Annotated in this window: 21 protein-coding genes and 1 pseudogene; 16 read left to right on the top strand and 6 right to left on the bottom strand. The window is 66.8% G+C overall.

Features of this window, described 5'->3' with window-relative positions; genetic code table 11:
- Positions 1-11 precede the first annotated feature (11 nt).
- The 3 genes from NFE57_RS04375 to NFE57_RS04385 all read left to right on the top strand — a co-directional run bounded on the left by NFE57_RS04375 (position 12) and on the right by NFE57_RS04385 (position 3,405).
- Complete coding sequence (locus NFE57_RS04375; RefSeq protein WP_252134351.1) at positions 12-1,199, top strand: acyl-CoA dehydrogenase family protein; 1,188 nt, start codon at positions 12-14, stop codon at positions 1,197-1,199.
- A gap of 65 nt (positions 1,200-1,264) precedes the next feature.
- Positions 1,265-2,392 (top strand): acyl-CoA dehydrogenase family protein, encoded by a 1,128-nt coding sequence (locus NFE57_RS04380; protein ID WP_252134352.1) that lies wholly within the window; start codon positions 1,265-1,267, stop codon positions 2,390-2,392.
- Between the two features lie 125 nt (positions 2,393-2,517).
- Positions 2,518-3,405 carry an acyl-CoA thioesterase gene (locus tag NFE57_RS04385; RefSeq protein WP_252134353.1) on the top strand — a complete coding sequence of 296 codons (888 nt, stop codon included), beginning with the start codon at positions 2,518-2,520 and terminating at the stop codon, positions 3,403-3,405.
- A gap of 3 nt (positions 3,406-3,408) precedes the next feature.
- Here NFE57_RS04385 and NFE57_RS04390 read toward each other — a convergent pair whose 3' ends face one another.
- A complete protein-coding gene (locus tag NFE57_RS04390) occupies positions 3,409-4,527 on the bottom strand; it encodes a glycoside hydrolase family 130 protein (protein WP_252134354.1) in 1,119 nt (372 codons plus the stop codon).
- A gap of 32 nt (positions 4,528-4,559) precedes the next feature.
- Positions 4,560-5,435, bottom strand: a complete 876-nt coding sequence (locus NFE57_RS04395) for an alpha/beta fold hydrolase (RefSeq protein WP_252134355.1) — start codon at positions 5,433-5,435, stop codon at positions 4,560-4,562.
- A gap of 37 nt (positions 5,436-5,472) precedes the next feature.
- Here NFE57_RS04395 and NFE57_RS04400 point away from each other — a divergent pair, with 37 nt between their 5' ends.
- The 9 genes from NFE57_RS04400 to NFE57_RS04440 all read left to right on the top strand — a co-directional run bounded on the left by NFE57_RS04400 (position 5,473) and on the right by NFE57_RS04440 (position 15,249).
- Positions 5,473-6,855: a protein adenylyltransferase SelO gene (locus NFE57_RS04400; RefSeq protein ID WP_252134356.1), complete on the top strand. Its 1,383-nt coding sequence runs from the start codon at positions 5,473-5,475 to the stop codon at positions 6,853-6,855.
- A gap of 54 nt (positions 6,856-6,909) precedes the next feature.
- Positions 6,910-8,331: a succinylglutamate-semialdehyde dehydrogenase gene (gene astD / locus NFE57_RS04405; protein ID WP_353653866.1), complete on the top strand. Its 1,422-nt coding sequence runs from the start codon at positions 6,910-6,912 to the stop codon at positions 8,329-8,331.
- Between the two features lie 191 nt (positions 8,332-8,522).
- Positions 8,523-9,647, top strand: coding sequence for an 8-amino-7-oxononanoate synthase (locus NFE57_RS04410; protein ID WP_252134358.1), 1,125 nt, complete (start codon positions 8,523-8,525; stop codon positions 9,645-9,647).
- The gene (gene bioD / locus NFE57_RS04415; RefSeq protein ID WP_252134359.1) at positions 9,644-10,270 is read left to right on the top strand and encodes a dethiobiotin synthase; all 627 of its coding nucleotides are present in this window, start codon (positions 9,644-9,646) and stop codon (positions 10,268-10,270) included. Before NFE57_RS04410 ends, bioD begins: the two co-directional genes overlap by 4 nt.
- The gene (locus tag NFE57_RS04420) at positions 10,267-11,526 is read left to right on the top strand and encodes an adenosylmethionine--8-amino-7-oxononanoate transaminase (RefSeq protein ID WP_252134360.1); all 1,260 of its coding nucleotides are present in this window, start codon (positions 10,267-10,269) and stop codon (positions 11,524-11,526) included. Before bioD ends, NFE57_RS04420 begins: the two co-directional genes overlap by 4 nt.
- A gap of 126 nt (positions 11,527-11,652) precedes the next feature.
- Complete coding sequence (locus tag NFE57_RS04425) at positions 11,653-12,348, top strand: glutathione S-transferase N-terminal domain-containing protein (protein ID WP_252134361.1); 696 nt, start codon at positions 11,653-11,655, stop codon at positions 12,346-12,348.
- A gap of 219 nt (positions 12,349-12,567) precedes the next feature.
- Complete coding sequence (locus tag NFE57_RS04430; protein ID WP_252134362.1) at positions 12,568-13,092, top strand: EF-hand domain-containing protein; 525 nt, start codon at positions 12,568-12,570, stop codon at positions 13,090-13,092.
- An 85-nt stretch (positions 13,093-13,177) separates the two neighbouring features.
- Complete coding sequence (locus tag NFE57_RS04435; protein ID WP_252134548.1) at positions 13,178-13,894, top strand: response regulator; 717 nt, start codon at positions 13,178-13,180, stop codon at positions 13,892-13,894.
- Positions 13,895-13,932: 38 nt separating this feature from the next.
- Positions 13,933-15,249, top strand: a complete 1,317-nt coding sequence (locus NFE57_RS04440) for a sensor histidine kinase (protein ID WP_252134363.1) — start codon at positions 13,933-13,935, stop codon at positions 15,247-15,249.
- Between the two features lie 137 nt (positions 15,250-15,386).
- On the opposite strand, the gene NFE57_RS04445 is transcribed toward NFE57_RS04440, so the two are convergent.
- A complete protein-coding gene (locus NFE57_RS04445) occupies positions 15,387-16,985 on the bottom strand; it encodes a DUF4139 domain-containing protein (protein WP_252134364.1) in 1,599 nt (532 codons plus the stop codon).
- Positions 16,986-16,993: 8 nt separating this feature from the next.
- Positions 16,994-18,370 carry a DUF4139 domain-containing protein gene (locus tag NFE57_RS04450; protein ID WP_382279535.1) on the bottom strand — a complete coding sequence of 459 codons (1,377 nt, stop codon included), beginning with the start codon at positions 18,368-18,370 and terminating at the stop codon, positions 16,994-16,996.
- Between the two features lie 72 nt (positions 18,371-18,442).
- Here NFE57_RS04450 and dinB point away from each other — a divergent pair, with 72 nt between their 5' ends.
- Positions 18,443-19,522, top strand: coding sequence for a DNA polymerase IV (gene dinB, locus NFE57_RS04455; protein ID WP_252134366.1), 1,080 nt, complete (start codon positions 18,443-18,445; stop codon positions 19,520-19,522).
- 5 nt (positions 19,523-19,527) lie between these two features.
- Here dinB and NFE57_RS04460 read toward each other — a convergent pair whose 3' ends face one another.
- Positions 19,528-20,574: a cupin-like domain-containing protein gene (locus NFE57_RS04460; RefSeq protein WP_252134367.1), complete on the bottom strand. Its 1,047-nt coding sequence runs from the start codon at positions 20,572-20,574 to the stop codon at positions 19,528-19,530.
- A gap of 140 nt (positions 20,575-20,714) precedes the next feature.
- Here NFE57_RS04460 and NFE57_RS04465 point away from each other — a divergent pair, with 140 nt between their 5' ends.
- From NFE57_RS04465 to NFE57_RS04475, 3 genes are all read left to right on the top strand, one after another.
- Positions 20,715-21,689, top strand: coding sequence for an alpha/beta hydrolase (locus NFE57_RS04465; RefSeq protein ID WP_252134368.1), 975 nt, complete (start codon positions 20,715-20,717; stop codon positions 21,687-21,689).
- Between the two features lie 2 nt (positions 21,690-21,691).
- A complete protein-coding gene (locus NFE57_RS04470) occupies positions 21,692-22,177 on the top strand; it encodes an RNA pyrophosphohydrolase (protein ID WP_252134549.1) in 486 nt (161 codons plus the stop codon).
- Between the two features lie 85 nt (positions 22,178-22,262).
- Positions 22,263-23,261, top strand: coding sequence for a DUF481 domain-containing protein (locus tag NFE57_RS04475; protein WP_252134369.1), 999 nt, complete (start codon positions 22,263-22,265; stop codon positions 23,259-23,261).
- On the opposite strand, the pseudogene NFE57_RS04480 reads toward NFE57_RS04475, so the two are convergent.
- A pseudogene (locus NFE57_RS04480) lies at positions 23,258-24,024 on the bottom strand (IS5 family transposase). The gene NFE57_RS04475 and the pseudogene NFE57_RS04480 sit on opposite strands and share 4 nt — an antisense overlap.
- Positions 24,025-24,051 lie beyond the last annotated feature (27 nt).

The following is a 24,051-nucleotide window of genomic DNA, read 5'->3' on the forward strand; positions in this document are numbered from 1 at the left end:
CGGAGTAGACAATGCCCGATACCGATCTCGCCCAGTTCCGCGCCGATACCCGCATGTGGCTGGAAGCGAATTGCCCGCCCGAGATGCGCAAACCGGTGCGCGCCGAAACCGACGTGTGCTGGGGCGGGCGCGACCAATCGAAACTTACCCCTGCGCAAAAGCAGTGGATGGACGCGATGGGCGCGCGTGGCTGGACGGTGCCCGACTGGCCCAAGGCCTATGGCGGCGGCGGGCTGTCGCCAGCCGAGACCAAGGTGCTGCGCGAGGAGATGCGCCGGATCACCGCGCGCAATCCCTTGAACAGCTTCGGCATCTCGATGCTCGGCCCGGCGCTGCTCAAATACGGCACCGAAGAACAGAAGCTCGACTATCTGCCCAAGATCGCGCGCGGCGAGATCCGCTGGTGCCAGGGCTATTCGGAGCCCAATGCGGGGTCCGACCTCGCCGGGCTCGCGACCTCGGCCGAGGATGCGGGCGACCATTATGTCGTCAACGGGCAGAAAGTGTGGACCAGCTATGCCGACAAGGCCGACTGGATCTTCTGCCTCGTGCGCACCTCGAAGGAATCGAAGCAGGGCGGGATCAGCTTCGTGCTGTTCGACATGGCGAGCGAGGGCGTCTCGACCAAACCGATCCTGCTGATTTCGGGCAATTCGCCGTTCTGCGAGACCTTTTTCGACAATGTGAAGGTGCCCAAGAGCCAGCGCGTCCATGACGAGAACAAGGGCTGGGACGTCGCCAAATATCTGCTCGGCCACGAGCGCGAGATGATCTCGGGCATGGGGCTTGGCGGGGCGGCGGGCAATCCGCTGATCGACGGCGCGATCGCGACGGTGGGGCTCGACGACAACGGCCGGCTCGCCGATCCGCTGTTGCGCGCTGGAATCGCCGAATTCGAGGTCCGCGCGAAGGCGTTCGCGATGACATCCGAGCGCTTCATCGACGAATTGAAGGCGGGCAAGGCGCATCCCGCGCAGCCCAGCATGATGAAATATTACGGCACCGAGCTGAACAAGCGCCGCCACGAACTGATGATGGCGGCGGGCGGATCGGACGCGCTCGAATGGGAAAGCGAGGCCTCGTCGGGTGGCGCTGGCGCGCGTGCCTGGCTGCGCACCAAGGCCAATTCGATCGAGGGCGGGACAAGCGAGATCCAGCTCAACATCATCGCAAAGCGGATATTGGAATTGCCGAACTGATCGTCACCCCCAGCACGCTCGCGTGGCGCAAGATCCCAGCCTGCGCTGGGATGACGGAGAAAAACATGCCCCTCTATCTCAACGACGAACAGACGATGCTGCGCGATACCGCGAAGGATTTCGTCGCCGAACACGCCCCCGTCAGCCACCTGCGGGCCTTGCGCGATGCCAGGGACGCGACCGGCTTCTCGCGCGATCTGTGGAAGCAATTCGCCGAGATGGGCTTCACCGGCATCCTGATCGGCGAAAACGAAGGCGGGCTCGGGCTCGGCCATGTCGAGGCGGGGGTGGTGCTCGAGGAGATCGGGCGCAACCTCTCGCCCTCCCCCTTCCTCGCCACCGCCGTCGCGGCGGCCGAGGCGCTCAAGGGCACGCAGCACGCCGGGCGCTGGTTCCCCGGCATCATTGCGGGCGATACGGTCGCTGCGCTTGCGATCGACGAAGGCCCCAAGCACCGCGCCCGGATCGGCATGACCGCCGAGCGATCGGGCAACGGCTTCAAGCTGACGGGCCGCAAGCAATTCGTCACCCACGCGCATGTCGCCGATCTGATCATCGTCGCCGCGCGCACCGCGGGCAGCGCCGACGATGACGACGGCATCACGCTGTTCGCGGTCGATCGCAACGCGGCCGGGCTCACCGACACGCCCGAGCGGCTGGCCGATGCCAGCCTCGCGTCGCGGCTCGATTTCGACGGGGTCGAGGTCGATGCCGATGCGGTGATCGGCGAGGTCGATGCGGGCGCGGGACCGCTCAAGCGGCTGCTCGCAGCGGGGCGCACCGGGGCGGCGGCGGAATTGCTCGGCGTTGGCGGCGGCGCGATGGACCTGACGATCGGCTATCTGAAGGAACGCAAGCAATTCGGCACACTAATCGGCAGCTTCCAGGCGCTCCAGCACCGCGCCGCGCATCTCTATTCGGAAATGGAGGTCGCGCGATCGGCGGTGCTCAAGGCGCAGCAATTGCTCGACGCGGGTGATACGGGCGCCGACGCCGCGGTTTCGGTCGCCAAGGCAATGACGGGGATGGCGACGACGCTGAGCGTTCAGGAAAGCGTGCAGATGCACGGCGGGATCGGGATGACCGACGAATATGACGTGGGCTTCTACATGAAGCGCGCGCGCGTGCTGGCGGAGATGTTCGGCGACACCAATTTCCACGCCGACCAGCTGGCTCGGGCGGCGGGGTATTGACCCCGAACGTAGCGTCCGTCCCCTTGTGAACCGTTCGCCCTGAGCTTGTCGAGGGGCCGTTCTTCCCCTTAACACCGAAAAGAACGGTACTTCGACAAGCTCAGCACGAACGGATTTCCTGGATCATGGATAGCATCGCGCACACCCCCTCCCCCGCCCAACTGACGCAGACGCTGGTCGATCTGCTCACCGTCGAGGAACTCGATACCGATCTCTATCGTGGTGGCCGCCAGCCGGGTGGTGTCGGCCGCGTGTTCGGCGGGCAGGTGATCGCGCAGGCACTCCAGGCGGCGCAACGCTCGACCGAGGCGCCCAAGACCGCGCATTCGCTCCATGCCTATTTCATGCGGCCGGGGAACGAGGATTACCCGATCATCTATCGCGTCGTCCGCGATTTCGAAGGGCGCAGCTTCGCCACGCGGCGCGTGATCGCGATGCAGCAGGGCAAGCCGATCCTCAACATGGCCGCAAGTTTCCAAACCCCGGAAGACGGCCTGCACCATCAGGATGCCATGCCCGATGTGCCGGGGCCGGACACGCTCAAATCCGAGGCCGAATTGCGCCACGAGATGATCGACTCGATTCCCGAGAAGTTCCGTCGCCACATGCTGCGCGCGCGGCCGATCGAGATTCGGCCTGTCCACCCGCGCTCTTGGTTCACCGCGGAAAAGCGGCCGCCCGCGCAATATAGCTGGTTCCGCCTCGCCGCGCCCATCGCCGACGATATGACGATGCACCGCGCCGTCCTTGCCTATGCGTCGGATATGTCGCTGCTCGGAACCGCGATGCTGCCGCACGGCGTCAACTGGACGACGCCCAATATGCAAACCGCGAGCCTCGACCACGCCTTGTGGTTCCACGAATCCTTCCGCGCCGACGAATGGCTGCTCTATGCATGCGACAGCCCGTGGGCGGGGCACGCGCGGGGGTTCAACCGCGGCAAGATCTACACAGAGGACGGCCGCCTCGTCGCCAGCGCCGCGCAGGAGGGGCTGACCCGCCTGCGCAAATAGACATCAAACCCCGAAACGTGCCTTCGGGATATGGGTGATACGGCACGCCAGATCGGCCTCACCGCTGGCGACGATGAAATGATCGCCCGCATCGACGATGCCGGTCGTGAAGACGATGTCGCGCAAATAGAGCAATTGCTCGATCGGCCGTGTCAGCGCGGGATCGGGCGCGATCAGCGGCGCCTCATCGGTATGCAGCACGCGCCACGGCGCATGCGCGTCGAGCAGCGACCAATAGGTGCGATAGATGCCGACGCCCGCGTTGGGCTCGACCCCGTGCCACAGGCTGAGCCAACCCCGATCGGTGAGGATCGGCGGGGCGCCACCGCCCATCCGCGCGGCCGCCGGCATGGCCGCGCGCGGGCGCAGGAACGGCCGGTCGCACGGCTTCCAGTGCAGCGCATCGGGTGAACTCGCGAGGTTGATCGACGGCCCCGCGCGCCAGCCGCTGCCCGGTGGATAGGCGAAATACAGATCGCCGAGCGGGCGCGTCTCGGCCCAATATTGCCCGTCGATCAGCCCGTTGAAGATCAGCATGTCCTTGTTCTGATGATCGAGAACGAGCCCCTCCAACGTCCAGTCGAGCGCGTCGGGCGAGGAATAAAGCGATGTCGCCTGCCGCTCGGGGCTGACCGAACAGACCGTCATCAGGAAGCGGTCGCCGACATGGCTGATCCGCGCATCCTCGACACCGTAGCATTGATACGAGGCCGCCGGCGCGATCGCGCGATCGTAATGCATCGCCACCACCCGGCTGCCGTCGGCCGACAATTCGACCGGCAGCAGCCACGACAGCGAGGTCAGCGCCATCACCGGCCAGCCACCGCCGCGTACCGTGAAGGTGCGCGGATCGGCGGTATCGACCTGTTCGAGCGGCCAGGCATCGAGCGCATAGCCGCCATCGTGCCAGCGGATCGCGTGGATATGCCCATCGCGGATGGGGTCGCTGAGCGCCTCGGCAATCCGCACCATCAGCAGCAGATTGCCGTTCGCGCGCCGCGTCATCCCCGGATTGAACGCGCCGAGCACATAAGTGTCGGCATCGATCCGCCCCGCGAGCGGCGACCGCGCGAGATCGATATCGCGCGGCGTCAGGACAAGGTGATCGAAGAAGAAACCCATGCAAACCCCCGCAACATCTCTGGAAAGACGCGTCAGGCGATGGCGGGTTCCGTCGCGACCCGGCCGAGCAGGCGATCGATCGCCGCGACCACCGCCGGTTCGTCGAGCGTCGGGGCGTGGCCGACATCGGGCACCGTGACGAGTTCGGCATCGGGCAATGCCGCGATCATCCGATCGGCGGTCGCCGCGCCGAGCACATCGGATCGCGCGCCGCGCACGAGCAGCACCGGCGCCTTGCCGAGCGCGCGCAACGCCGGCCACATATCGGGGCCCGCCTCATTCCCCGGCACGCGGAACGGCTCGGCGATCCGGAGATCGTAATCGAGCACGACCCGCCCCTGGTTGTTGAGCCGATAAAGCCGCTTGGCCATCGCGAGCCAGTCTGCGGTCTTGTAATCGGGATAGACGCTGCCGTTGGCCTCGGCGACCGCGCGGGCGGCGTGCATCCAGGTCGGCAGCGAACTCGCCTTGCCGACATAGCTGCGAATCCGCCCCAGCCCCGCCGCCTCGATCTCGGGCCCGACATCGTTGAGCAATGCGCCGACGATCGTCTGCGGCGCCGTGCCGGCGAGCAGCATCGTCACGATCCCGCCCAGCGAGGTGCCGAAGGCGATGAAGCGATCGCAGCCCACATCCTCGAGCAGCGCCTCGATATCCTGAACATAGGTAAGCGGGGCGTAGCTCATCGGCTCTTTGGCATAGGCGCTTTCGCCGCGCCCGCGCAGATCGACCGCGATCACGCGCCATTCCCCGGCGAGCCGATCGGCGAGCGCCTCGAAATCGCGGGCGTTGCGTGTCAGGCCGGGCAGGCACACGATCGGCGGCCGATCCTCGCGGCCCGGATAGTCCCGATAATGGAGCCTGAGGCCGTCGCGCGACCACCAATATCGGTTTTCATATGCGGCCATGCTTGCGTCCCTTGATCCCAGCCACCCATATCACCTTATGCCTGCTTGCCCGCAACCCGCCCATTATTCCCCCGCAACCACCATCCTCGATCTCGGCGACGCCTTTTACGATCGCGTCGAACCGGCGCACTTTCCCGAGACCCGATTGCGCTTCCGCAACGACCGCGCGGCGCAAAGCGTGGGGCTGGGCGACCTGAACGAGGCCGAATGGATCGCGCATTTCGGCCGGTTCGCGCCGCTGCCCGATGGCCTGCCCCAACCGCTGGCGCTGCGCTATCACGGCCATCAGTTCCGCAACTACAACCCCAATATCGGCGACGGACGCGGCTTCCTGTTCGCGCAGCTGCGCGACGATCGCGGGCGGTTGATGGATCTCGGCACCAAGGGATCGGGGCAGACCCCGTACAGCCGCTTCGGCGACGGCAGACTGACGCTGAAAGGAGGCCTGCGCGAAGTGCTGGCGACCGAGATGCTCGAGGCGCTGGGGGTCGAGACATCGCGCAGCTTCTCACTGATCGAAACCGGCGAGGCGCTGACTCGCGGTGACGAGCCCTCCCCCACGCGCTCGTCGGTGCTGGTGCGGCTCAGCCACGGCCATATCCGCATCGGCACCTTCCAGCGGCTCGCCTATCTGCGCGACGAGGAGGGGCTGCGCACGCTGACCGATTATGTGCTACGTCATTATTACGGTGAGGAGCCGGGCGACGATGCGCCGGTGCGGCTGCTCGATCATGTCGTGCGCCGCACCGCGCGACTGGCGGCGCGCTATATGGCCGCGGGATTCGTCCATGGCGTGCTCAATTCGGACAATATCAACGTTACCGGCGAGAGTTTCGATTACGGCCCCTGGCGCTTCAACCCGACGTGGAATCCCGGCTTCACCGCGGCCTATTTCGACCATGCCGGGCTCTATGCCTTCGGCCGCCAGCCCGAGGCGATCCATTGGGACGCCGCGCAACTCGCCGTATCGCTGCGACCGCTGAGCGCGGCCGAACCGCTGATCGCCGTGCTCGACAGCTTCGGCGATCATTATCAGCGCGAAGTGACCGAGGCGCTGCTGTGGCGGTTGGGCGTGCGACCGCGCGGCGCACCGCATGACGGCGGCCTGATCACCGCGATGGAAAAGGCGCTGCACGGCGGCGACACGCCGATCGATCGTTTCTTCTTCGATGGCTTCGGCGGCGCGCTGCCCGACGCCGCGCCTTATGCCGGCGAGGCGTTCGCCGACCTGCGCGGGCGGCTGGCGGGTTATGTTGCGCGGGCGCCACGCGATCACGCTTATTGGCAGGGCGCGCCGTGTGCGATGCTGATCGACGAGGTCGAGGCGATCTGGGCCGCGATCGACGGGCAGGACGACTGGCAAAAATTCGAGGCGAAGATTGTCGCAATTCGGGAGATGGGCGCCGCACTGGGCGGCTGAGCAGGTGTGGCAAAGCCGCGTAATATCGGGCAAGAGCAAGCGCAGGGGGAAGGAATAAACAGCCTTATGGTCGAGATCATTTCCACCGAACCCGCCACCGGCGCGGAACTGTGGCGTCATCCGGTGAGCGACGTCGATGCCGAGGTGGAGCGGGCGCGGGAAAGCTGGGCCGAATGGGCCGCGCGCCCGCTCGCCAATCGGGTCGAGACGCTGCGCCGCTTTGCCAATGTGGTCCGGTCGCACCACGAGGCGTTCGCCGACACGATCGCGCGCGAGACCGGCAAGCCGCTGTGGGAATCGCGCACCGAAGTCGATACCGTGATCGCCAAGGTCGACATTTCGGCCAAGGCCTATGCCGATCGCAGTTCGCAGCGCCGGCTCGACGCGCAGATGGGTTCGCGCATGGCCTTGCGCCACAAGCCGCACGGCGTGCTCGCGGTGCTCGGCCCGTACAACTTCCCCGCGCATCTGCCCAACGGCCATATCGTTCCCGCGCTGATCGCGGGCAATGCCGTGGTGTTCAAGCCCTCCGAAAAGACCCCCGCATCGGGCGAATTCCTCATCAGATGCTTCCACGAAGCGGGGGTTCCCGAAGGCTGCGCGCGGCTGGTGATCGGCGGCCCGGCCGAAGGCAAGGCGCTGGCGGGGCATGACGGGATCGACGGGCTGCTGTTCACCGGATCCGCGCGCACCGGGCTGGCGCTCAACCGCCAGTTCGCCGACCGGCCGGAGAAGATCCTCGCGCTCGAAATGGGGGGCAACAACCCGATCGTCGTCTGGGACACGCCCGATCTGTTCACCGCGGCGACGCTGATCGTGCAATCGGCCTTCACGACCGCGGGCCAGCGCTGCACCGCCGCGCGGCGGCTGATCGTCGACGAAAAGCTCTATGAGCCGCTGATCGAGACGCTCAACAAGCTCGTCGGGCGGTTGATCGTCGGCGAACCGCATGCCGATCCGGCGCCGTTCATGGGCTGCGTGATCGACAATGAGGCCGCCGACCAGCTTACCGAGAGCTTTCTGGCGCTGATGATGCGCGGCGGCCACCCCATCCGCCATCTCGAACGCCCGATCGACGACCGGCCGTTCCTCAGCCCCGCGCTGATCGACACCACCGACATGGCCGAGCGGCCCGATATCGAATTGTTCGGCCCGATCCTCCAGATCATCCGCACGCACGATTTCGACGCCGCGATCGCCGAGGCGAACAACACGCGCTACGGCCTGTCGGCATCGCTGATCAGCCAGAATCCGGCGCTGTACGACCGCTTCTGGGCGAATGCGCGCGCCGGCATCGTCAACTGGAACAAGCCTACCAACGGCGCCTCGTCGGCGGCGCCGTTCGGCGGCATCGGCTGGTCGGGCAACCACCGCCCCAGCGCTTATTACGCCGCCGATTATTGCGCCTATCCGGTGGTGTCGAGCGAAGCCGATCAGGCCCGCGCCTCGATCGGGATCGGGTTGCGCGACGGATAGAAAAGCCCATAGCCCCACGTCACCCGAGACCTGTTCCGGGGGGCCACGCATCCTCTACACCGGCGCCGCCCGAGGGGACATTGGATGCCGGAATGAATCCGGCATGACAGGCGATCGGCAAAAACCCCCTCCCCGCCCATAACGAGTCGCGGCCTCGCCAATCGGGTCGCCTTGGTCTAGCAGCGGCGCCGATGGCGTTGCTTGATCCCTATGCCGCCGACCTCGATCGGCTCGCCGCCGCCGACCGGCGCCGTGCGTTGCAGCCGCGCGCGGGCGCGGATTTTTCGTCGAACGATTATCTCGGCCTCGCCGACAGCACGGCGCTGGCCGATGCCGCGCGTGCGGCGCTGGCGCGCGGCGTGCCGCTGGGCGCGGGCGGATCGCGGCTGCTGCGCGGCAACCATGCCGAGCATGAAGCGCTCGAAGCGGAAGCAGCGGCGCGGTTCGGCACCGAGGCGGCGCTGTTCTTCGCCAATGGCTATGCCGCCAATGTCGCCATGCTTTCCGCGCTGCCGCAGACCGGTGACCGGATTTTCCACGACGCGCTGATCCATGCCAGCGCACACGACGGGATGCGGCTGGCGCGGTGCGGCGCGCAATCGGTGCCGCATAACGACGCCGACGCCTTCGCCGACGCGATCGCGGCGTGGCGCCGCGATGGCGGCACCGGGCGGCCGTGGATCGTCATCGAAAGCCTTTACAGCATGGACGGCGACCGCGCGCCGATCACCGCGCTGGCCGATATCGCCGACGCCAACGACGGCTTCCTCGTCATCGACGAGGCGCACGCGACCGGCGTATTCGGCGTGCGCGGCTGCGGGCTCGCCGAGGGGGTCGAGGGACGCGAGAACGTCATCACGCTCCATACGTTCGGCAAGGCACTGGGTACCGAGGGTGCGTTGCTGTGCCTGCCGCGCGTGCTCGCCGATTTCCTCGTCAATCGCGGGCGCGGGTTCATTTTCTCGACCGCGCCCTCGCCGCTGATCGCCGCCGTCGGGCGCGCGGCGCTGCGGCTGGCGTGCGACGACCCCGCGCCGCGCGCACGGCTGACGGCGCTGATCGATTATGCGCAAACCCGGCTCGCACGGCACGGCGCGCTGCGATCGGGATCGCAGATCTTGCCGCTGATCCTGGGGGACGACACGACGACGATGCACGCGGCAGGAGCGCTCCAAGCGAGCGGACTCGACGTTCGCGGCATCCGCCCGCCGACCGTGCCGGCAGGCACCGCGCGGCTGAGAATCTGCATCACGCTCAACGTCGACGAAGCGGCGATCGACCGACTCGACGCCGCCTTGGCCGAGGCGCTGGCATGACGCAGCGCTTCGTCGTCACCGGCACCGACACCGATATCGGCAAGAGCGTGTTCGCCGCCGGGCTCGTGCGGCGGCTGGACGGCGCTTACTGGAAGCCCGTGCAGGCGGGGCTCGACGACGGCACCGATGCACTGCGCGTCGCCGCGCTCGCGGCGTTGCCGCCGGCGCGCGTGCTGCCCGAAGCCTATCGGCTGACCACGCCCTGCTCGCCGCACGCCGCCGCGGCCATCGACGGCGTGACGATCGATCCCGTGCGGCTCGATCCACCGGCAACCGACCGACCGCTCGTGATCGAGGGCGCGGGCGGTGCGCTGGTGCCACTGACCCCGACGCTGCTCTATGCTGATCTGTTCGCGCGCTGGCACGAGCCGGTGATCGTGGTCGCGTCGACCGCGCTCGGCACGATCAACCACAGCCTGCTGACGATTGAGGCGCTGCGCCACCGCAACGTCCCGCTCCACGGCATCGCCTTCATCGGCGATGAGATTGCCGAAACCGAACGCATCATCTGTGCGATCGGCAAGGTGCGGCGTCTGGGGCGCCTGCCGCGCCTCGATCCGCTGACCCCCGAAACGCTCGCCGCCGCCTTTGCCGCGGCATTCCCCATAGAGGAGTTCGTATGACCTCGCCCGTCTGGCATCCCTTCACCCAGCACGGGCTTGGCGAAACGATCCCCACCGTCGTCCGCACCGAGGGCGCCGCGCTCCATACCGCCGATGGCGCGCGGATCGTCGATGCGATCTCGTCGTGGTGGGTGACGACGCACGGCCATCGTCATCCCGCGATCATGGCCGCGATCGCCGAAGCGACCCAAAGCCTCGACCAGATCATCTTCGCGGGCTGGACGCACGAACCCGCCGAGGCGGTGGCCGCCGCGCTGGTCGAGATGATGCCCGCACCGCTCGCACACGTCTTTTTCTCCGACAGCGGCTCGACCAGCGTCGAGGTCGCGATCAAGATGGCGCTCGGTTTCTGGCTCAACACCGACCGACCGCGCCACCGGATCGCGGTGCTCGAAAGCAGTTATCACGGCGATACCGTGGGCGGGATGTCGCTGGGCGAGCGCGGGGTGTTCAACCGCGCCTATGCACCGCTGCTGTTCGAGGTCGAGACGCTGCCCTTCCCCGAGCCCGGCCGCGAACAGGCGACGCTCGACGCACTCGACCGGCTGGCGCGCGGCACCGATCCGCTGGCGGCGCTGATCGTCGAGCCACTGCTGCTCGGCGCGGGCGGGATGCGGATCTATACGCCAGAGGTACTCGCCGAGATGCGCGCGATCTGCACGCGCCACGACGTGCTGCTGATCGCCGACGAGGTGATGACCGGCTGGGGCCGCACCGGCAGCCTGCTCGCCTGCGATCAGGCCGGCGTGGTGCCCGACATATTGTGCCTGTCCAAAGGGCTGACCGGCGGCGCGGTGCCGCTCGCGGTGACGATGGCGACCCCCGCGATCTTCGCGGCGCATCGTTCCGACGATCGCGCGCGGATGTTCTTCCATTCGTCGAGCTACACCGCCAACCCGATCGCCTGCGCGGCGGCACGCGCCAACCTCGCCATCTGGCGCGACGAGCCCGTGCTCGATCGGATCACCGACCTGTCTCAACGCCAGCGCACGCGCCACGCGCCGCTCGCCGACCAGCCGATGTTCCGCAACGTGCGCCAGATCGGCACCGTCACCGCGCTCGAACTCGCCGACCCGCATAGCGACTATCTGTCGGCGCTGGGCCCAACGCTGATGCGCTTCTTTATCGATCGCGGCGTGCTGCTGCGGCCGCTGGGCAATACGATCTACGTCATGCCGCCTTATTGCATCGACGATGCCGATCTCGATCTTGTCTACGGGCTGATCGCCGAGGCGGGCACGCGCTTCGGGCGATAGCGGGCTCGTATCCGATACGACATGCGCCAAAGGCCGATATCGGATCGTTCGGCACCGCCCAGCTTATCATCCGGCCGTTGCTCCCTATGTTCGGGCGGCACCATTGCCTGAACCGGAGCTCACCCGATGATCGATCTGCACTATTGGCCCACGCCCAACGGGCACAAGATCACGATGTTTCTGGAGGAAACCGGGCTCGATTACCGGATCAAGCCGGTAAACATCGGTGCCGGCGACCAGTTCAAGCCCGATTTCCTGAAGATCGCACCCAACAACCGGATGCCCGCGATCGTCGATCATAATCCGGCCGGTGGCGGCGCGCCGATCAGTGTTTTCGAATCGGGGGCGATCCTCCTCTATCTCGCCGACAAGACCGGCCGCTTCGTCGGCGAGACCCCGCGCGAGAAGATCGCGACGATCAAGTGGCTGATGTGGCAGATGGGCGGGCTTGGCCCGATGGCGGGGCAGAACCACCATTTCGGCCGCTACGCCCCCGAGCAGATTCCCTATGCGATCGACCGTTACGTCAAGGAAACCAACCGGCTCTACGGCGTGCTCGACCGACGGCTGCAGGGGCGCGATTTCATCACCGGCGCCTATTCGATCGCCGACATGGCCTGCTATCCATGGATCGTGCCGCACGAGGCACAGCGGCAGGACCTGAACGACTTCCCCGATCTCAAGCGCTGGTTCGAGGCGATCCGAGCGCGGCCGGCGACGATCGAGGCCTATCGCAAGGGCGAGGAAATCCGCCCCAGCGACGCACCGATGACCGACGCGCAAAAGAAGATCCTGTTCGGCCAGACCGCGACGAGCGTTTGAGCCACTTACGTGGCTGCGGCTCCGGCCCGCTCCCCCTCCCCACCACCCAAGACATTATGCTGCATGGGTGGTGGGGAGGGGGAGCGGGCCGGGGCCGTAATCCCAACATTGCGACAATTTGCGACACTTTTGCCGCGACCTGACAAAGCGTTGCGACAGATGAGGTGCAAACCCTTGATCAAGGCGGAGCGATCCGCCGCCACTTCAAGGGATATGCACATGAAAAAGATCGTTCTTGTCGCTGCGCTGGCCGGTACGATTGTCGGCGGTGCCGCGCTGGCCGCCCAGGCGGCCCCCACCCCCGCCCCTGACGCGCCGCCGCGCGCCCAGCGCATGATGGCGTCGATCGACACCGACGGCAGCGGCACGATCAGCCGTGCCGAAATGCTCGCGGCGGCCGAGGCGCGGTTCGCACGACAGGATGTCAATGGCGACGGCCAGCTCTCGGCCGCCGAAATGCGGGGCGCCAAGATGCACCGCGGGCGCCGCGGGCATCGGGGCGCGGGCCGCGGCCACGGCGACATGATCAAGCGCCTCGACACCAACGGCGACGGCGTGGTCACCCGCGCCGAGGCCGAGGCGGCAGGTGCCGCGCGCGCCGCGAAGCAATTCGACCGGATCGACCTCAACAAGGATGGCCGTGTCGATCAGGCCGAGATCACAGCGGCCCGCACGCAGATGAAGGCACGCTGGCAGCAGATGAAAGCGCAGCGCCAGGCCGCGCCCAAGCCCGCCGGCGAGTAAACGCCTCACCGGCCGCCGGGCGGGTATCCTCCACACCCGCCCGGCGCCTTTCTTTCGAAGGCGCGCTATGCCAAGCGACATGGATATGGCCGAAACCCCGCACCTGCTGCTGGTCGATGACGAGCGCTCGATTCGCGAGCCGCTCGCCAAATTCCTTGAAAAACAGGGCTTTCGCATCACGCAGGCGGGCGACGCCGAGGCGGCGCGGACGCGGCTGGCAGCCTATGCGATCGATCTCATCATCCTCGACATCATGATGCCGGGCGAGGATGGGCTCAGCCTGACGCGCCATATCCGCGAGACGACCGATATCCCGGTGATCCTGCTGACCGCGCGCGCCGAGGAAACCGACCGCATCGTCGGGCTCGAAATGGGCGCCGACGATTATGTCGTGAAGCCGTTCAGCCCGCGCGAACTGGCCGCGCGCGTCAAGGTGATCCTGCGTCGTGCCGCCACCGGTACGCGCCAGCACGCGCCTGACAGCGGCAGCTACGGCTTCGCCGGCTGGGTGCTCAAGACCGGTGAGCGCGTGCTGGTCGATTCCGACGGCGTGTCGGTGCCGCTCTCCACCGGCGAATATAACCTGCTGCTCGCGCTGGTGCAGCGTCCGCGCCAGGTGCTGACGCGCGACCAGTTGCTCGATCTGACGCAAGGGCGCGAAGCCGCGGCGTTCGATCGCGCGATCGACAACCAGGTCAGCCGCCTGCGCCGCAAGATTGAGGCCGATGCCAAGACCCCCGAGATCATCAAGACCGTCTGGGGCGGCGGCTACACGCTCGCTGCCGAGGTGACGCGGTTGTGAGACGGATCGCGCTGTGGCCGCGCAGCCTGGCGGGGCAGATGGCACTGCTGGTCGCGATCGCGCTGTTCGTCGCGCAGGCGATCAATTTCGGGCTGCTGCTGCGCGAGCAGCGCCGGTTCGTGTTCGAACGCATCACCGCGCCGGCGATCACCCGGATGGCGGATGCCGTCGAGCGCGCGCGGGTCCGCCCCGATCTCGCCTTCGATCGCGGCCCGGTGCGGTTCGAGCGCCACAACCCGATCACGCCGTCGATGAAGCGCCTGCCCGATGTCGAACAGGCGATTCGCGACACGCTCGCCGACGCAGGACAGGCCGCGCCTCCGATTGCAGCCGCGCTCCACGTGCTCGACACGCGCAACACCCGGATCGACCATATCCGCCCCCGCCACACCGCGCGCATTATCCAGCGTTTCGGTGCCGAGCTCCTGATCGTGGTCGAAGTGCCCGGCCGCGGCTGGCTGGTCCAGCACGCGCCCTGGCCACGCGGCACCGATTCGTCGGTTATCTGGCGGCTGATCGGGCAGACGCTGATCCTTTACGTGATCGTGCTCATCCCCGTGCTGTGGATCGGGCGGCGGATTTCGCGCCCGCTGCGCTCGCTGGCGGGAGCGGCGCGCGATTTCGCGCCCGGCGATGGCGCTACGCCACTCGAGGAACGCGGCCCCGGCGACGTGCGCGACGTGATCGCGGCGTTCAACGCGCTCAAGCTGCGCGTCACCGCGATGCTCGACGAGAAGGACCGGATGCTGGGCGCGATCGGGCATGATCTGCGCACGCCGCTCGCCGCGCTGCGCGTCCGCATCGAATCGGTCGACGACGACAATGACCGCCAGCGCATGGCCGAGACGATTGCCGAGATGAACCGGACGCTCGACGACATATTGTCGCTGGCGCGCCTCGGCCGCCCAAGCGAGCCGCCGACCGAGGTCGATCTTGCGGCACTGGTCGATGCCGTGGTCGAGGATTTCCGCGATCTGGGCGACAATGTCGTGTTCCCCGAATCCGGCCGGCTGACGATGCGGCTGCGGCCCTCGCTGATGCGCCGCGCGGTGCGCAATCTGATCGAGAACGCGATCAAATATGGGGGTGGCGCCGATGTACGGATCGACCGTGACGCGGGCGAAGTGCGGATCGTCGTCGCCGATCGCGGCCCCGGCATTCCCGAGGATCGGCTTGCCGACGTGTTCGATCCCTTCACCCGGCTCGAAAGCTCGCGCAACCGCGAGACCGGGGGATCCGGGCTCGGCCTTGCATTGGCGCAGGCGATCGTCCGCGACGCAGGCGGCGACATCCGCCTCGTCAACCGCGAGGGCAGTGGCCTCGACGCGATCATCGCGCTGCCGGTGCGGGGGTAGAGGTTTTTGTTCCACTGACGTGGAAGCGCACCACCCGCTGAGCCTGTCGAAGCACCGCCCTTCCCGACCGCTGCGGCGGGGGCAAGAACGGCCCTTCGCCGAGCTCAGGGCGAACGGATCAGGTTTGAGGCGTTGTGCTAATTCGCCTGAATTTGGTAGCGGATCGTCGCGCTGCCGTTTGCGGGCAGCGCAACCCGAAAGAGCGGGCGGCCGTTCTTGCGCGCGACCGGGTGATCGGCACGCACCACGCGCTGCGACGGATCGAGTGCCAATCGTACTTCGACGGTCGCGGGCGACGATCCGGCGTTGCTGAGATCGATCCGCGCGACGCTGCTGACCGGCACCGCGCGAGCGATGATGACGCCGGGCACCAGCGCCAGCGTTTTGGCTTCGGCCTGATCGACAATGCGTTCCTCGATGGTCTGGCGGACCTGAACATCAGGCGCCGCGCCGAGCGCGAGTTCGACCTCCTCGTTAATCGCGGTGTCGCCGATTGCCGCTTCGCCGATGAGCAGCGACGCAGCGCCGTGCGGCGCGAACACCGCAACTTTGCCCGAGGGCAAGGCTAGCCCGAGATGATGCGCGGCATCGTTGGTCGTGCGCAGCAGCACGCCGGCGGGGTGATAATCGATCGTCGCATTCGCCCCGATCTCGGCGGTGTAGAGCCGCTGGACCGGCACCGCCGAACGATCGAGCAGGCGGACCTGCTTGCTCTGGCGCGACGCGACCGTCGTCGGTTCGGGCACGCGATAGAGCTTGAGGTCGCCGAGCTGTTCCTGACTGACCTTTTGGGCCGTCACCATGATCTCGCGCGCATCCGCCATCATCACCATCGGCGGTGGCGCGGGCGCCGGTAACCCGGCAGCAAGGCTGCGGTTGGCAACGAGCATCATCCCCGACGACACATCGCTGGTCGTGCCACGCGGCCAGCAGCGCGCGAGGATCGGCGTGCCGATGTCGATCGGCTCGATCTCGTCGGTCTCCTTGTTGAGCCGCCCCGCGACGACATTGGTGCTGGCCCGGGGAAAGCCCGCGCCGTTGCCGTTGGCGAGTGTCACCCACGCCCCCAGATCGAGCGTCGTGCCGTCGGGGCTCAGCGTCGCGACATAATCGGCCGACCAGTCGAATCCGCGCGCCAGATACGACAGCGTTACCGTCGCCTCCACCGCACGGCCGCTGCGCGTCGTCACCGACAAGGTCGGGCGCGCCGACAGGCCGGGGGTCGCGAGCGCGAACGCGAACGTCTCGGACAGCCCCGAGCAGCGCAACGCCTCGATCCCCTCGGCACTCTCGAACACCACCCCGCCCCCGGCATCCGAACGGACCGTGCCAGCGACGCTGACGCTCACCCCCGTCGCGGGATTGGTCCGCACCAGCGCGACCGACCGCCCGAGCGACGCGTCGAGCAACGCCGACGGACTGAGCAACGCCGCATCGCGATTCTTCTCGATCACCGCGCCCGGCAGACCGGTAAGAATCGCGGTCACGGCGTCGATCCCATCGGCGACCCCTTCGAAGCGCAACCGGTTGACGCCTGCGGGGACGTGGATCGTGCGGGTTTCGGAGATCAGCGCGAACCCGCCGAGATCGTCGAGATCGATGCTCCCCGCGTCGCGATCGGGCGCGCGATAGATCGTGACCGACAGCGCGCTCGGCGCCGAAGCGACGACATCTTCGGCCGCGGCGGGCGTCGCCACCGCCAGCCCGACGAGCGGCAGGATCAGGCGCCGCGGCACCGGCGCGATCAGTAGCGCGAGTCGAACACGGCGCGCACCTCTGCACTGCCGTTCGCGGGCACGCTGACGCGCCATCTGGCGACATCGGCGCTCTGCCGCTCGCTCCTGGTGCTCTCCGAGACGATCCGCGTATCGCCCCACAGCCCGTCCTGGAGCAGATCGACGGTCACGTTGCGCGGCAGCGCGTTGGTGAGCGTATAATGCATCGTCGTGCGCCAGCGCAGCAGGCCGAGCCGCTCACGCTGTTCGACCACCGGCTTGACCTTGACGTCGAACGCGTCGCCGGTCGCCAGCGACAGATCCGACCCCATCGGCGTATGCCCAATCGCGCTTTCACCGATGAACTGCGGGTCGCCGCGCTTGTCGCGCAGATAGAAGCGCAGCGTGCCGGCGGGAAGCTGGTCGCCCAGCCCTTCCTGCCCGCTGGTCGAGAAACGGTAGATCGTCTGCGCGCTCTGCGGCTCTTCGACGGTGCCGAGCCAGGCGTTGCGATACTCATAGCCATGCGTCGCGGGGACGCCGTGAACGTCGAGGAAGCTGACCTGCTTGGTCTGCATATTGGCGATCGTGGTGCGTTCGGCGAGCGGATAGAGGTAGAAATCGCCGAGCCGATCGCGCGTCCCGCTTTCGGTGCCCGCCTGCACGATCGTCCCACGCGGCGGCGGATAGGGGCGATTGCGCGGGTTGAAATTGTTCTGCTGGCTGGGCGAGCCCGCGACGAGCAGCGTGTTCGCCTGCGTGTAGGTGGTGCCGGTGGCGTTGGTCAGCGTCACCCAGCCCTGCACGTCGATCTTGCCCGCCGCCTCGTCATAGAGGGCGACATAATCGGCATTCCAGCCGAGCCCCGGGGTCAGATAACGCAGGCTCGCGGTTCGTTTACCGGCACGCGCCGAATCGACCAGAACCGAGAGCGTCGGCCGCGCGCGCAGATTCCCCGGCACGCGATCGAAGATCACCCGCGCGGGCAGGCCGTCATCGCGCAGCACCTCGATATGGTCGCCGACCTGGAGCACCACCCCGCTATTGGTCGCGAGCACCTTGGCCTGCTGGCGCGTCTCGGCGCCGGTCGCGGGGTTGGTACGGACGATCGTGACAATATCGCCCACCGCCTTTTCCATCAGCTTGCCCGGCGTCAGCAGGTCGAAATCGAAATTCTGTTCGACGATCCCGGTATCGGCGGCGGTGAGTTGCACCGTCTCGGGCCTGATCTGCGCCGAGACATCGGGAAATTCGAGCGTCTGGCGCCCCTCGCCGATCGCCATCGCGCGCGTATCCTGCACCAAAGCGAGATCGTTCGAATAGATCGTCACCGCGAGGTCGCGATCCTGCGCGAGTGCCGCTGTCCCCGTGAGCAGCAGCGCGGTGGTTATCGCGAAACGCATCATTCCCGTTCCTCCCGGCTTTGGCCTCGTATAGGCTTGGCATCCCGTTGTTACAAAATTGTTCCGCAGCACCGCATGGCCAACGCGCCCCTCCGCAAGATCATCCATGTCGACATGGACGCCTTCTACGCGTCGGTCGAACAGCGCGACGATCCCGCCTTGCGCGGGCGACCGGTGGCGGTCGGCGGCAAGAGCGGGCGCGGCGTGGTGGCCGCCGCGAGTTATGAGGCCCGCGTGTTCGGCGTGCGCTCGGCCATGCCCTCGGTCACCGCGCTGCGGCGCTGCCCCGATCTCGTGTTCGTCAAGCCGCGCTTCGATGTCTATCGCACCGTGTCGCAGCAGATCCGCGCGATTTTCGCCGATTACACCCCGCTGATCGAACCGCTGTCGCTCGACGAAGCCTATCTCGACGTCACCGAGGATATTCGCGGGCTCGGCTCGGCGCGCGCGATCGCCGAGGAAATCCGTGCACGGATCAGGGCCGAGACGCGCCTCACCGCCTCCGCAGGCGTGTCGTACAACAAGTTCATCGCCAAGCTCGCGTCGGACCAGAACAAGCCCGACGGGCTGTGCGTGATCCCGCCCGCGAAGGGCGCGGCGTTCGTCGCGAGCCTGCCGGTGCGGCGTTTCCACGGGGTCGGCCCCGTCACCGGGCGCAAGATGGAGGCGCTGGGCATCCACAGCGGCGCCGATCTGCGCGCGCAGCCGCTCGCCTTTCTCGAAGCGCATTTCGGCAGCTTCGCGACCTATCTCTATGGTGCGGCGCGCGGCGAGGATCATCGCCCGGTGCGCGCCGACCGGCCATCCAAATCGATCGGCGCCGAGCGCACCTTTTTCGACGATCTCAGCGAACGCGACGCGCTCCACACCGCACTGGAGAATGTCGCCGACGCCGCCTGGGCGCGGATCGAACGCTACGGCGCGCTCGGCCGCACGGTGACGCTCAAGCTGCGCTATGCCGATTTCCGCACGATCACCCGCGCGCGATCGAGCCACATTCCGATCGCCGACCGCGCGCTGTTCCTCACCACCGGCCTTGCGCTGCTCGACGCGCTGCTGCCGACCCCGCTCGGCATTCGCCTGCTCGGGCTGACGCTGTCGAACATCACCGGCGAGACGGGCCGCCCCGATCCGCAGCCGACGCTGCCGCTATAATCGGCTCACAACGAGCCGTGGCTGCGGTAGCTGCTGTAGAAATCGTTATTCCACGCAAAGCTCGTGAACGACATGCCGATCGTCTGATCGAGCCCCTCGACATGATGCCACCACCCCACCGGCAGGAAGAGCGCGTCGCCCGGCCCGATCGTGCATTCGAGCACCGCCGGCTTGTCGCCTGCCGCGGGGCCGGGTGGCAGATCGTCGCTGCCCCACAGGCTGTAGCAATGGAGATGATTGCGCATCAGCGGCGTATCGTGGCTCGCGACCAGCCGCACGCGCTTGCGGCCGACGAATTGCACCAGCAGATTGTTGGTGAGATCGTGGTGCCACGGCGTGATCGTGCCGCGCGGCCCGATCCAGAAGAAGCCCTCGCGCGCGCCACCGGGCTTGAGGATACCCGGTATTTCTCCGACATCCTCGAACAACGGCGCGAACACCTCGCGATTCTCACCGCTGTTGTTTGCGGTGACGTAGAAATCGTTGCTCGGCTCGGTGGAGCGCAGCCGTGCGGCGACCGCCGAAAAGGGCTTGCTCGCGCGGTGCCTGTTCGAATTGGATTCGTAGGAAGGATCACGGCTCCGATCCCATTGGAGCTGAACGGGTTGATCGCCCAGCGTTTCGGCGATGCTATCGAGCGACCATTTGTCGCGCGCGGGCCAATGATCGACCAGCCCGCGGATCACCGCCGGGCGGTGGCCGATATACAGTTCGCTGTAGAAGCGCGCCGGGGCAATCGCCGCCACCGTCGGCACGGCAAGGCCATTGGCCGTACCGGCATAGAGCCGCGCGCGATTCTGCAACACCCACGACCATTTCTGCAGCCGGCGCTGCAACCGGTGCGCGCCGATGAGATAGGGGCTCTGGCGCGCGATCGCGATCTCGCGGGCGATCACATCGACCGGGATCGCCGCCGCATCCGACAGCATCCGCGCCAGCGGTTCGTCGGCCGCCCCATCGAGGATCAATTCGGCGATCGCGCGGCGCAGCACATCATCGACCTCGCGAATCGGCGGCGACGCCTGTTGCCCGTCCGCCACGCTCGTCGTCATTGCCCCAGCACCCCCAAACCATTCCGTGATTCTGCACCATAGGCGCTTCTGCCGGGCAGGAAAACGTATCGAAAGCGTGGACGCGCCCGCGCCGACTTCCTAGGAAACAAGAGCGACCACCGCCGATGGGAGAAATGCGCATGACCGGACCGTTCGTTCGCCCCGATGTTCGCGGGTTTCTCGATTATCTGGCCAGCGTGCCGGGCCCCAAGACACATGAGATGACCCCGGCACAGGCGCGCCAGGTCTATCTCGCGATGAAGGACATCGCCGATCCGCCTGTCGGCGAGCTGGCATGCATCACCGATCTGAGCATCGACGGCCCCGGCGGCCCGATCGCGCTGCGGCTGTTCGATGCCCGCGCGTCGCGCGAGCCCGGTCCGGCGATGGTGTTCTTCCACGGCGGCGGGTTCGTGTTCGGCGATCTCGATACCCACGCCTCGCTGTGCGCTGAAATGGCGCGGACGCTCGACCTGCCGGTGATCGCGGTCGATTACCGGCTCGCGCCCGAACACCGCTGGCCCGCCGCCCCCGATGATTGCGAGGCCGCCGCACGCTGGATCGCCGCCAATAGCGCCGCGCTGGGGCGGCCCGTCACCAGCCTCGTCCTTGCCGGCGACAGCGCGGGCGGCACGCTTTCCATCGTCACCGCGATGGCACTGCGCGATCGGCCCGCAGCCGTGCCGGCGATCGCGCATTTCCCGATCTATCCAGCCGCGGACATGAGCAAAATCTACCCCTCTTATGAGGAATTCGCCGAAGGCTATCTGCTCACCGAAGCGACGATGGCCTGGTTTGCCGACGCTTATGCCGCGGACCTGACGCATATGCGCGGGTCGCCGATGCAGGGCGATCTTGGCGGATTGCCGCCCGCGGTCGTCGTCACCGCGAGCCTCGACCCGCTGCGCGATCAGGGGCGTGCTTATGCCGGTGCGCTGGTCGATGCCGGGGTCCCGGTGGTGTTCCGCGAGGCGCGCGGCAACATCCACGGCTTCGCCAATCTGCGCCGGGCGATCCCGTCGAGCGAGGGCGACGTTGCCGGCGCGCTTGCCGCGCTGAAGGCAGTGATCGTCGAGGCGGAAGCCAATCGCGTGATGGCGCAGGCGGCAGGGTGACGATGACCACGACCGATTTCTCGACGCTGCCCTATCGCCCGTGCGCGGGGGTGATGCTGGTCAACCGCGAGGGCAAGGTCTTTGTCGGCCAGCGGCTCGATTCGAAGACCGAGGCATGGCAGATGCCGCAGGGCGGGATCGAGCCGGGCGAGGACGCCGAGGCCGCGGCGTTGCGCGAACTGGGCGAAGAAACCGGGATCGCTCCCGATAAGGTAATGCTGGTCGCCGCCGCGCCTGAAGAATTCTGCTACGACCTGCCCGACGATCTGATCGGCCGATTGTGGCAGGGGCGCTGGCGCGGGCAGCGGCAGCGCTGGTTCCTCTATCGCTTCACCGGCGACGACAAGGATGTCGACATCCACACCGCCGATCAGGAATTCAGGGCGTGGCGCTGGGCGGAGCCCGCCGACCTTCCCGAGATGATCGTGCCGTTCAAGAAACCGCTCTACCAACGCGTGCTGGCAGCCTTCGCGGATCACCTCGGTTGAGGGCGGTTTTCATGACGCAATGCGGCAAAAGTCCCGTTTGAGGCCTTTTCTCTGCCTTTTTGTCTGATTAGGGAAGGCTGCAATCATGGTCATGCTGCTTGCTCCCCTCATGCTCGCTGCCGCGATGCCCCAATGGCTCGAACCGGTCGTGGAACCGGAACCCTTTCAGGGGTTCGACTTCTACGTCCCCGAAATCGCCTATGCCCGGCCGATCGATCTCGACGAAATCGACCTGGTCGAGGTACCGCCAGCGGTGCCGCTCGATTTCAGCGCGATGCTCGATGCCGCGATCGCCGCGGGCAATGACGGCGAGATCGATACGCTCGTCAAATATGCCGGCAAGCGCGCGCCCTGGGCGCAGGATGCGATGAAGAAACGCGTCAACGCGTGGCGCACCGATCGCCGCCTCAAACACGAAGCGATGGTCGAGGCCGCCGGAATTTTCGAACTCTGGAAGGGCAAGGCGACGCTCGGCGGCTGGCTGACCACGGGCAATACCAACAACGTCGGCGTCAGCGGCGTGGTCGATGTGACGCGCGAAGGCCTGCAATGGCGCCACAAGGTCCGCCTGCAGGTCGATTTCCAGCGCAGCCTTGGCGTCACCACGCGCGAACATTATCTCGCGTCGTACGAGCCCAATTTCAAGATCGACGATCGCTCCTACGTCTACGGGGCGATGCAATATGAAGGCGATCATTTCCTGGGCTATGACAGCCGCTATTCGGCCTCGATCGGTGCCGGTTACAGCCTGCTGACGGGCCCCAAAACCAAGCTCAACCTCGAACTCGGCCCGGCGTATCGCGCGACCGCGTTCACCGACGGCACCGACGAACGCAGCCTCGCCGGACGCGGATCGTTCGATTTCGCGTGGCAATTGACCCACGCGATCTCGCTGACGCAGAACGCCTCGCTTTACTGGCAAAGCTACAACAGCACGCTGAGCGCCACCACCGCGCTCAACGCCAAGCTATTCGGCCCGCTCTCGGCCCAGCTTTCGTACAACGTCCAGTATGAAAGCGACCCACCGGGACGCAACCTCACCACCGACACCACCAGCCGCGCGTCGATCGTCTACGCTTTCTAGGCCGTAGACTCATAAACGCGCAGCCATAGTCGTATTGAGGCGAGTTGGACCATCGCGAGGAAGTTGGCGGCGAGCTTGTCATATCGTGTGGCGACGCGTCGGAAGTGCTTCAGCTTTGAGAAGAACCGCTCGATAAGGTTGCGTTCGCGGTAGAGCCGCTTGCTAAAGCACGGCTTCCATCGTCGGTTGCTCTTCGGCGGTATGTTGGGCGTGGCGCCCTGTTCCTCAATGAGCGAACGGATGCGATCAGCATCATAGGCCTTGTCGGCCAGCACGATCATGTGCGGCCCAAGGTGGTTGAGCAGATCGTCCGCGACTTGGCCATCATGTGACTGCCCGGCGGTCAGGCCGAGCCGGATCGGGAGACCTTGCGCATCGACGACGGCATGTATCTTGGTCGTGAGGCCTCCTCGGGAGCGACCGAGACAATGGTCTCGATCCCCCTTTTTGCCGTCGCAGCTTGCTGGTGCACCCGGATGGAAGTGCTATCGATCATCTGGATGTCGCCGTCATAGGCGGCAGTGATGGCATCCATCATCCGACCTCAGACGCCTGCCTTCCGCCATCGCACGAAGCGATTGTAACAGGTGGTGCGCGGACCATAGCGCTCGGGCAGGTCGCGCCACGGCGCGCCGGAGCGCAGCACCCAGAAGATGCCGTTCAGCACGCGCCGGTCGTCGACACGTGGAACGCCTCGCGGCTTGTTGGGCAGTAGCGGTTCGATCACACGCCACTCGAAGTCGGTCAAATCATATCGGCTCATGCAGTCGCTGAATCAGAGTTCGATACA

Source organism: Hephaestia sp. MAHUQ-44 (assembly GCF_023806085.1).
Taxonomy (GTDB): Bacteria; Pseudomonadota; Alphaproteobacteria; order Sphingomonadales; family Sphingomonadaceae; genus Sphingomonas.

What these genes read in the sequence shown, in the direction of transcription:
- NFE57_RS04435 (WP_252134548.1), top strand. Translation starts at nt 13,178, where the DNA reads ATGGCCGAAACCCCGCACCTGCTGCTGGTCGATGACGAGCGCTCGATT.
- NFE57_RS04460 (WP_252134367.1), bottom strand. Translation starts at nt 20,574, where the DNA reads ATGACGACGAGCGTGGCGGACGGGCAACAGGCGTCGCCGCCGATTCGC.
- NFE57_RS04465 (WP_252134368.1), top strand. Translation starts at nt 20,715, where the DNA reads ATGACCGGACCGTTCGTTCGCCCCGATGTTCGCGGGTTTCTCGATTAT.
- NFE57_RS04380 (WP_252134352.1), top strand. Translation starts at nt 1,265, where the DNA reads ATGCCCCTCTATCTCAACGACGAACAGACGATGCTGCGCGATACCGCG.
- NFE57_RS04430 (WP_252134362.1), top strand. Translation starts at nt 12,568, where the DNA reads ATGAAAAAGATCGTTCTTGTCGCTGCGCTGGCCGGTACGATTGTCGGC.
- NFE57_RS04470 (WP_252134549.1), top strand. Translation starts at nt 21,692, where the DNA reads ATGACCACGACCGATTTCTCGACGCTGCCCTATCGCCCGTGCGCGGGG.
- NFE57_RS04440 (WP_252134363.1), top strand. Translation starts at nt 13,933, where the DNA reads ATGGCACTGCTGGTCGCGATCGCGCTGTTCGTCGCGCAGGCGATCAAT.
- NFE57_RS04475 (WP_252134369.1), top strand. Translation starts at nt 22,263, where the DNA reads ATGGTCATGCTGCTTGCTCCCCTCATGCTCGCTGCCGCGATGCCCCAA.
- bioD (WP_252134359.1), top strand. Translation starts at nt 9,644, where the DNA reads ATGACGCAGCGCTTCGTCGTCACCGGCACCGACACCGATATCGGCAAG.
- NFE57_RS04450 (WP_382279535.1), bottom strand. Translation starts at nt 18,370, where the DNA reads ATGATGCGTTTCGCGATAACCACCGCGCTGCTGCTCACGGGGACAGCG.
- NFE57_RS04385 (WP_252134353.1), top strand. Translation starts at nt 2,518, where the DNA reads ATGGATAGCATCGCGCACACCCCCTCCCCCGCCCAACTGACGCAGACG.
- NFE57_RS04390 (WP_252134354.1), bottom strand. Translation starts at nt 4,527, where the DNA reads ATGGGTTTCTTCTTCGATCACCTTGTCCTGACGCCGCGCGATATCGAT.
- dinB (WP_252134366.1), top strand. Translation starts at nt 18,443, where the DNA reads ATGGCCAACGCGCCCCTCCGCAAGATCATCCATGTCGACATGGACGCC.
- NFE57_RS04375 (WP_252134351.1), top strand. Translation starts at nt 12, where the DNA reads ATGCCCGATACCGATCTCGCCCAGTTCCGCGCCGATACCCGCATGTGG.
- NFE57_RS04410 (WP_252134358.1), top strand. Translation starts at nt 8,523, where the DNA reads ATGGCGTTGCTTGATCCCTATGCCGCCGACCTCGATCGGCTCGCCGCC.
- NFE57_RS04425 (WP_252134361.1), top strand. Translation starts at nt 11,653, where the DNA reads ATGATCGATCTGCACTATTGGCCCACGCCCAACGGGCACAAGATCACG.
- NFE57_RS04420 (WP_252134360.1), top strand. Translation starts at nt 10,267, where the DNA reads ATGACCTCGCCCGTCTGGCATCCCTTCACCCAGCACGGGCTTGGCGAA.
- NFE57_RS04400 (WP_252134356.1), top strand. Translation starts at nt 5,473, where the DNA reads ATGCCTGCTTGCCCGCAACCCGCCCATTATTCCCCCGCAACCACCATC.
- NFE57_RS04395 (WP_252134355.1), bottom strand. Translation starts at nt 5,435, where the DNA reads ATGGCCGCATATGAAAACCGATATTGGTGGTCGCGCGACGGCCTCAGG.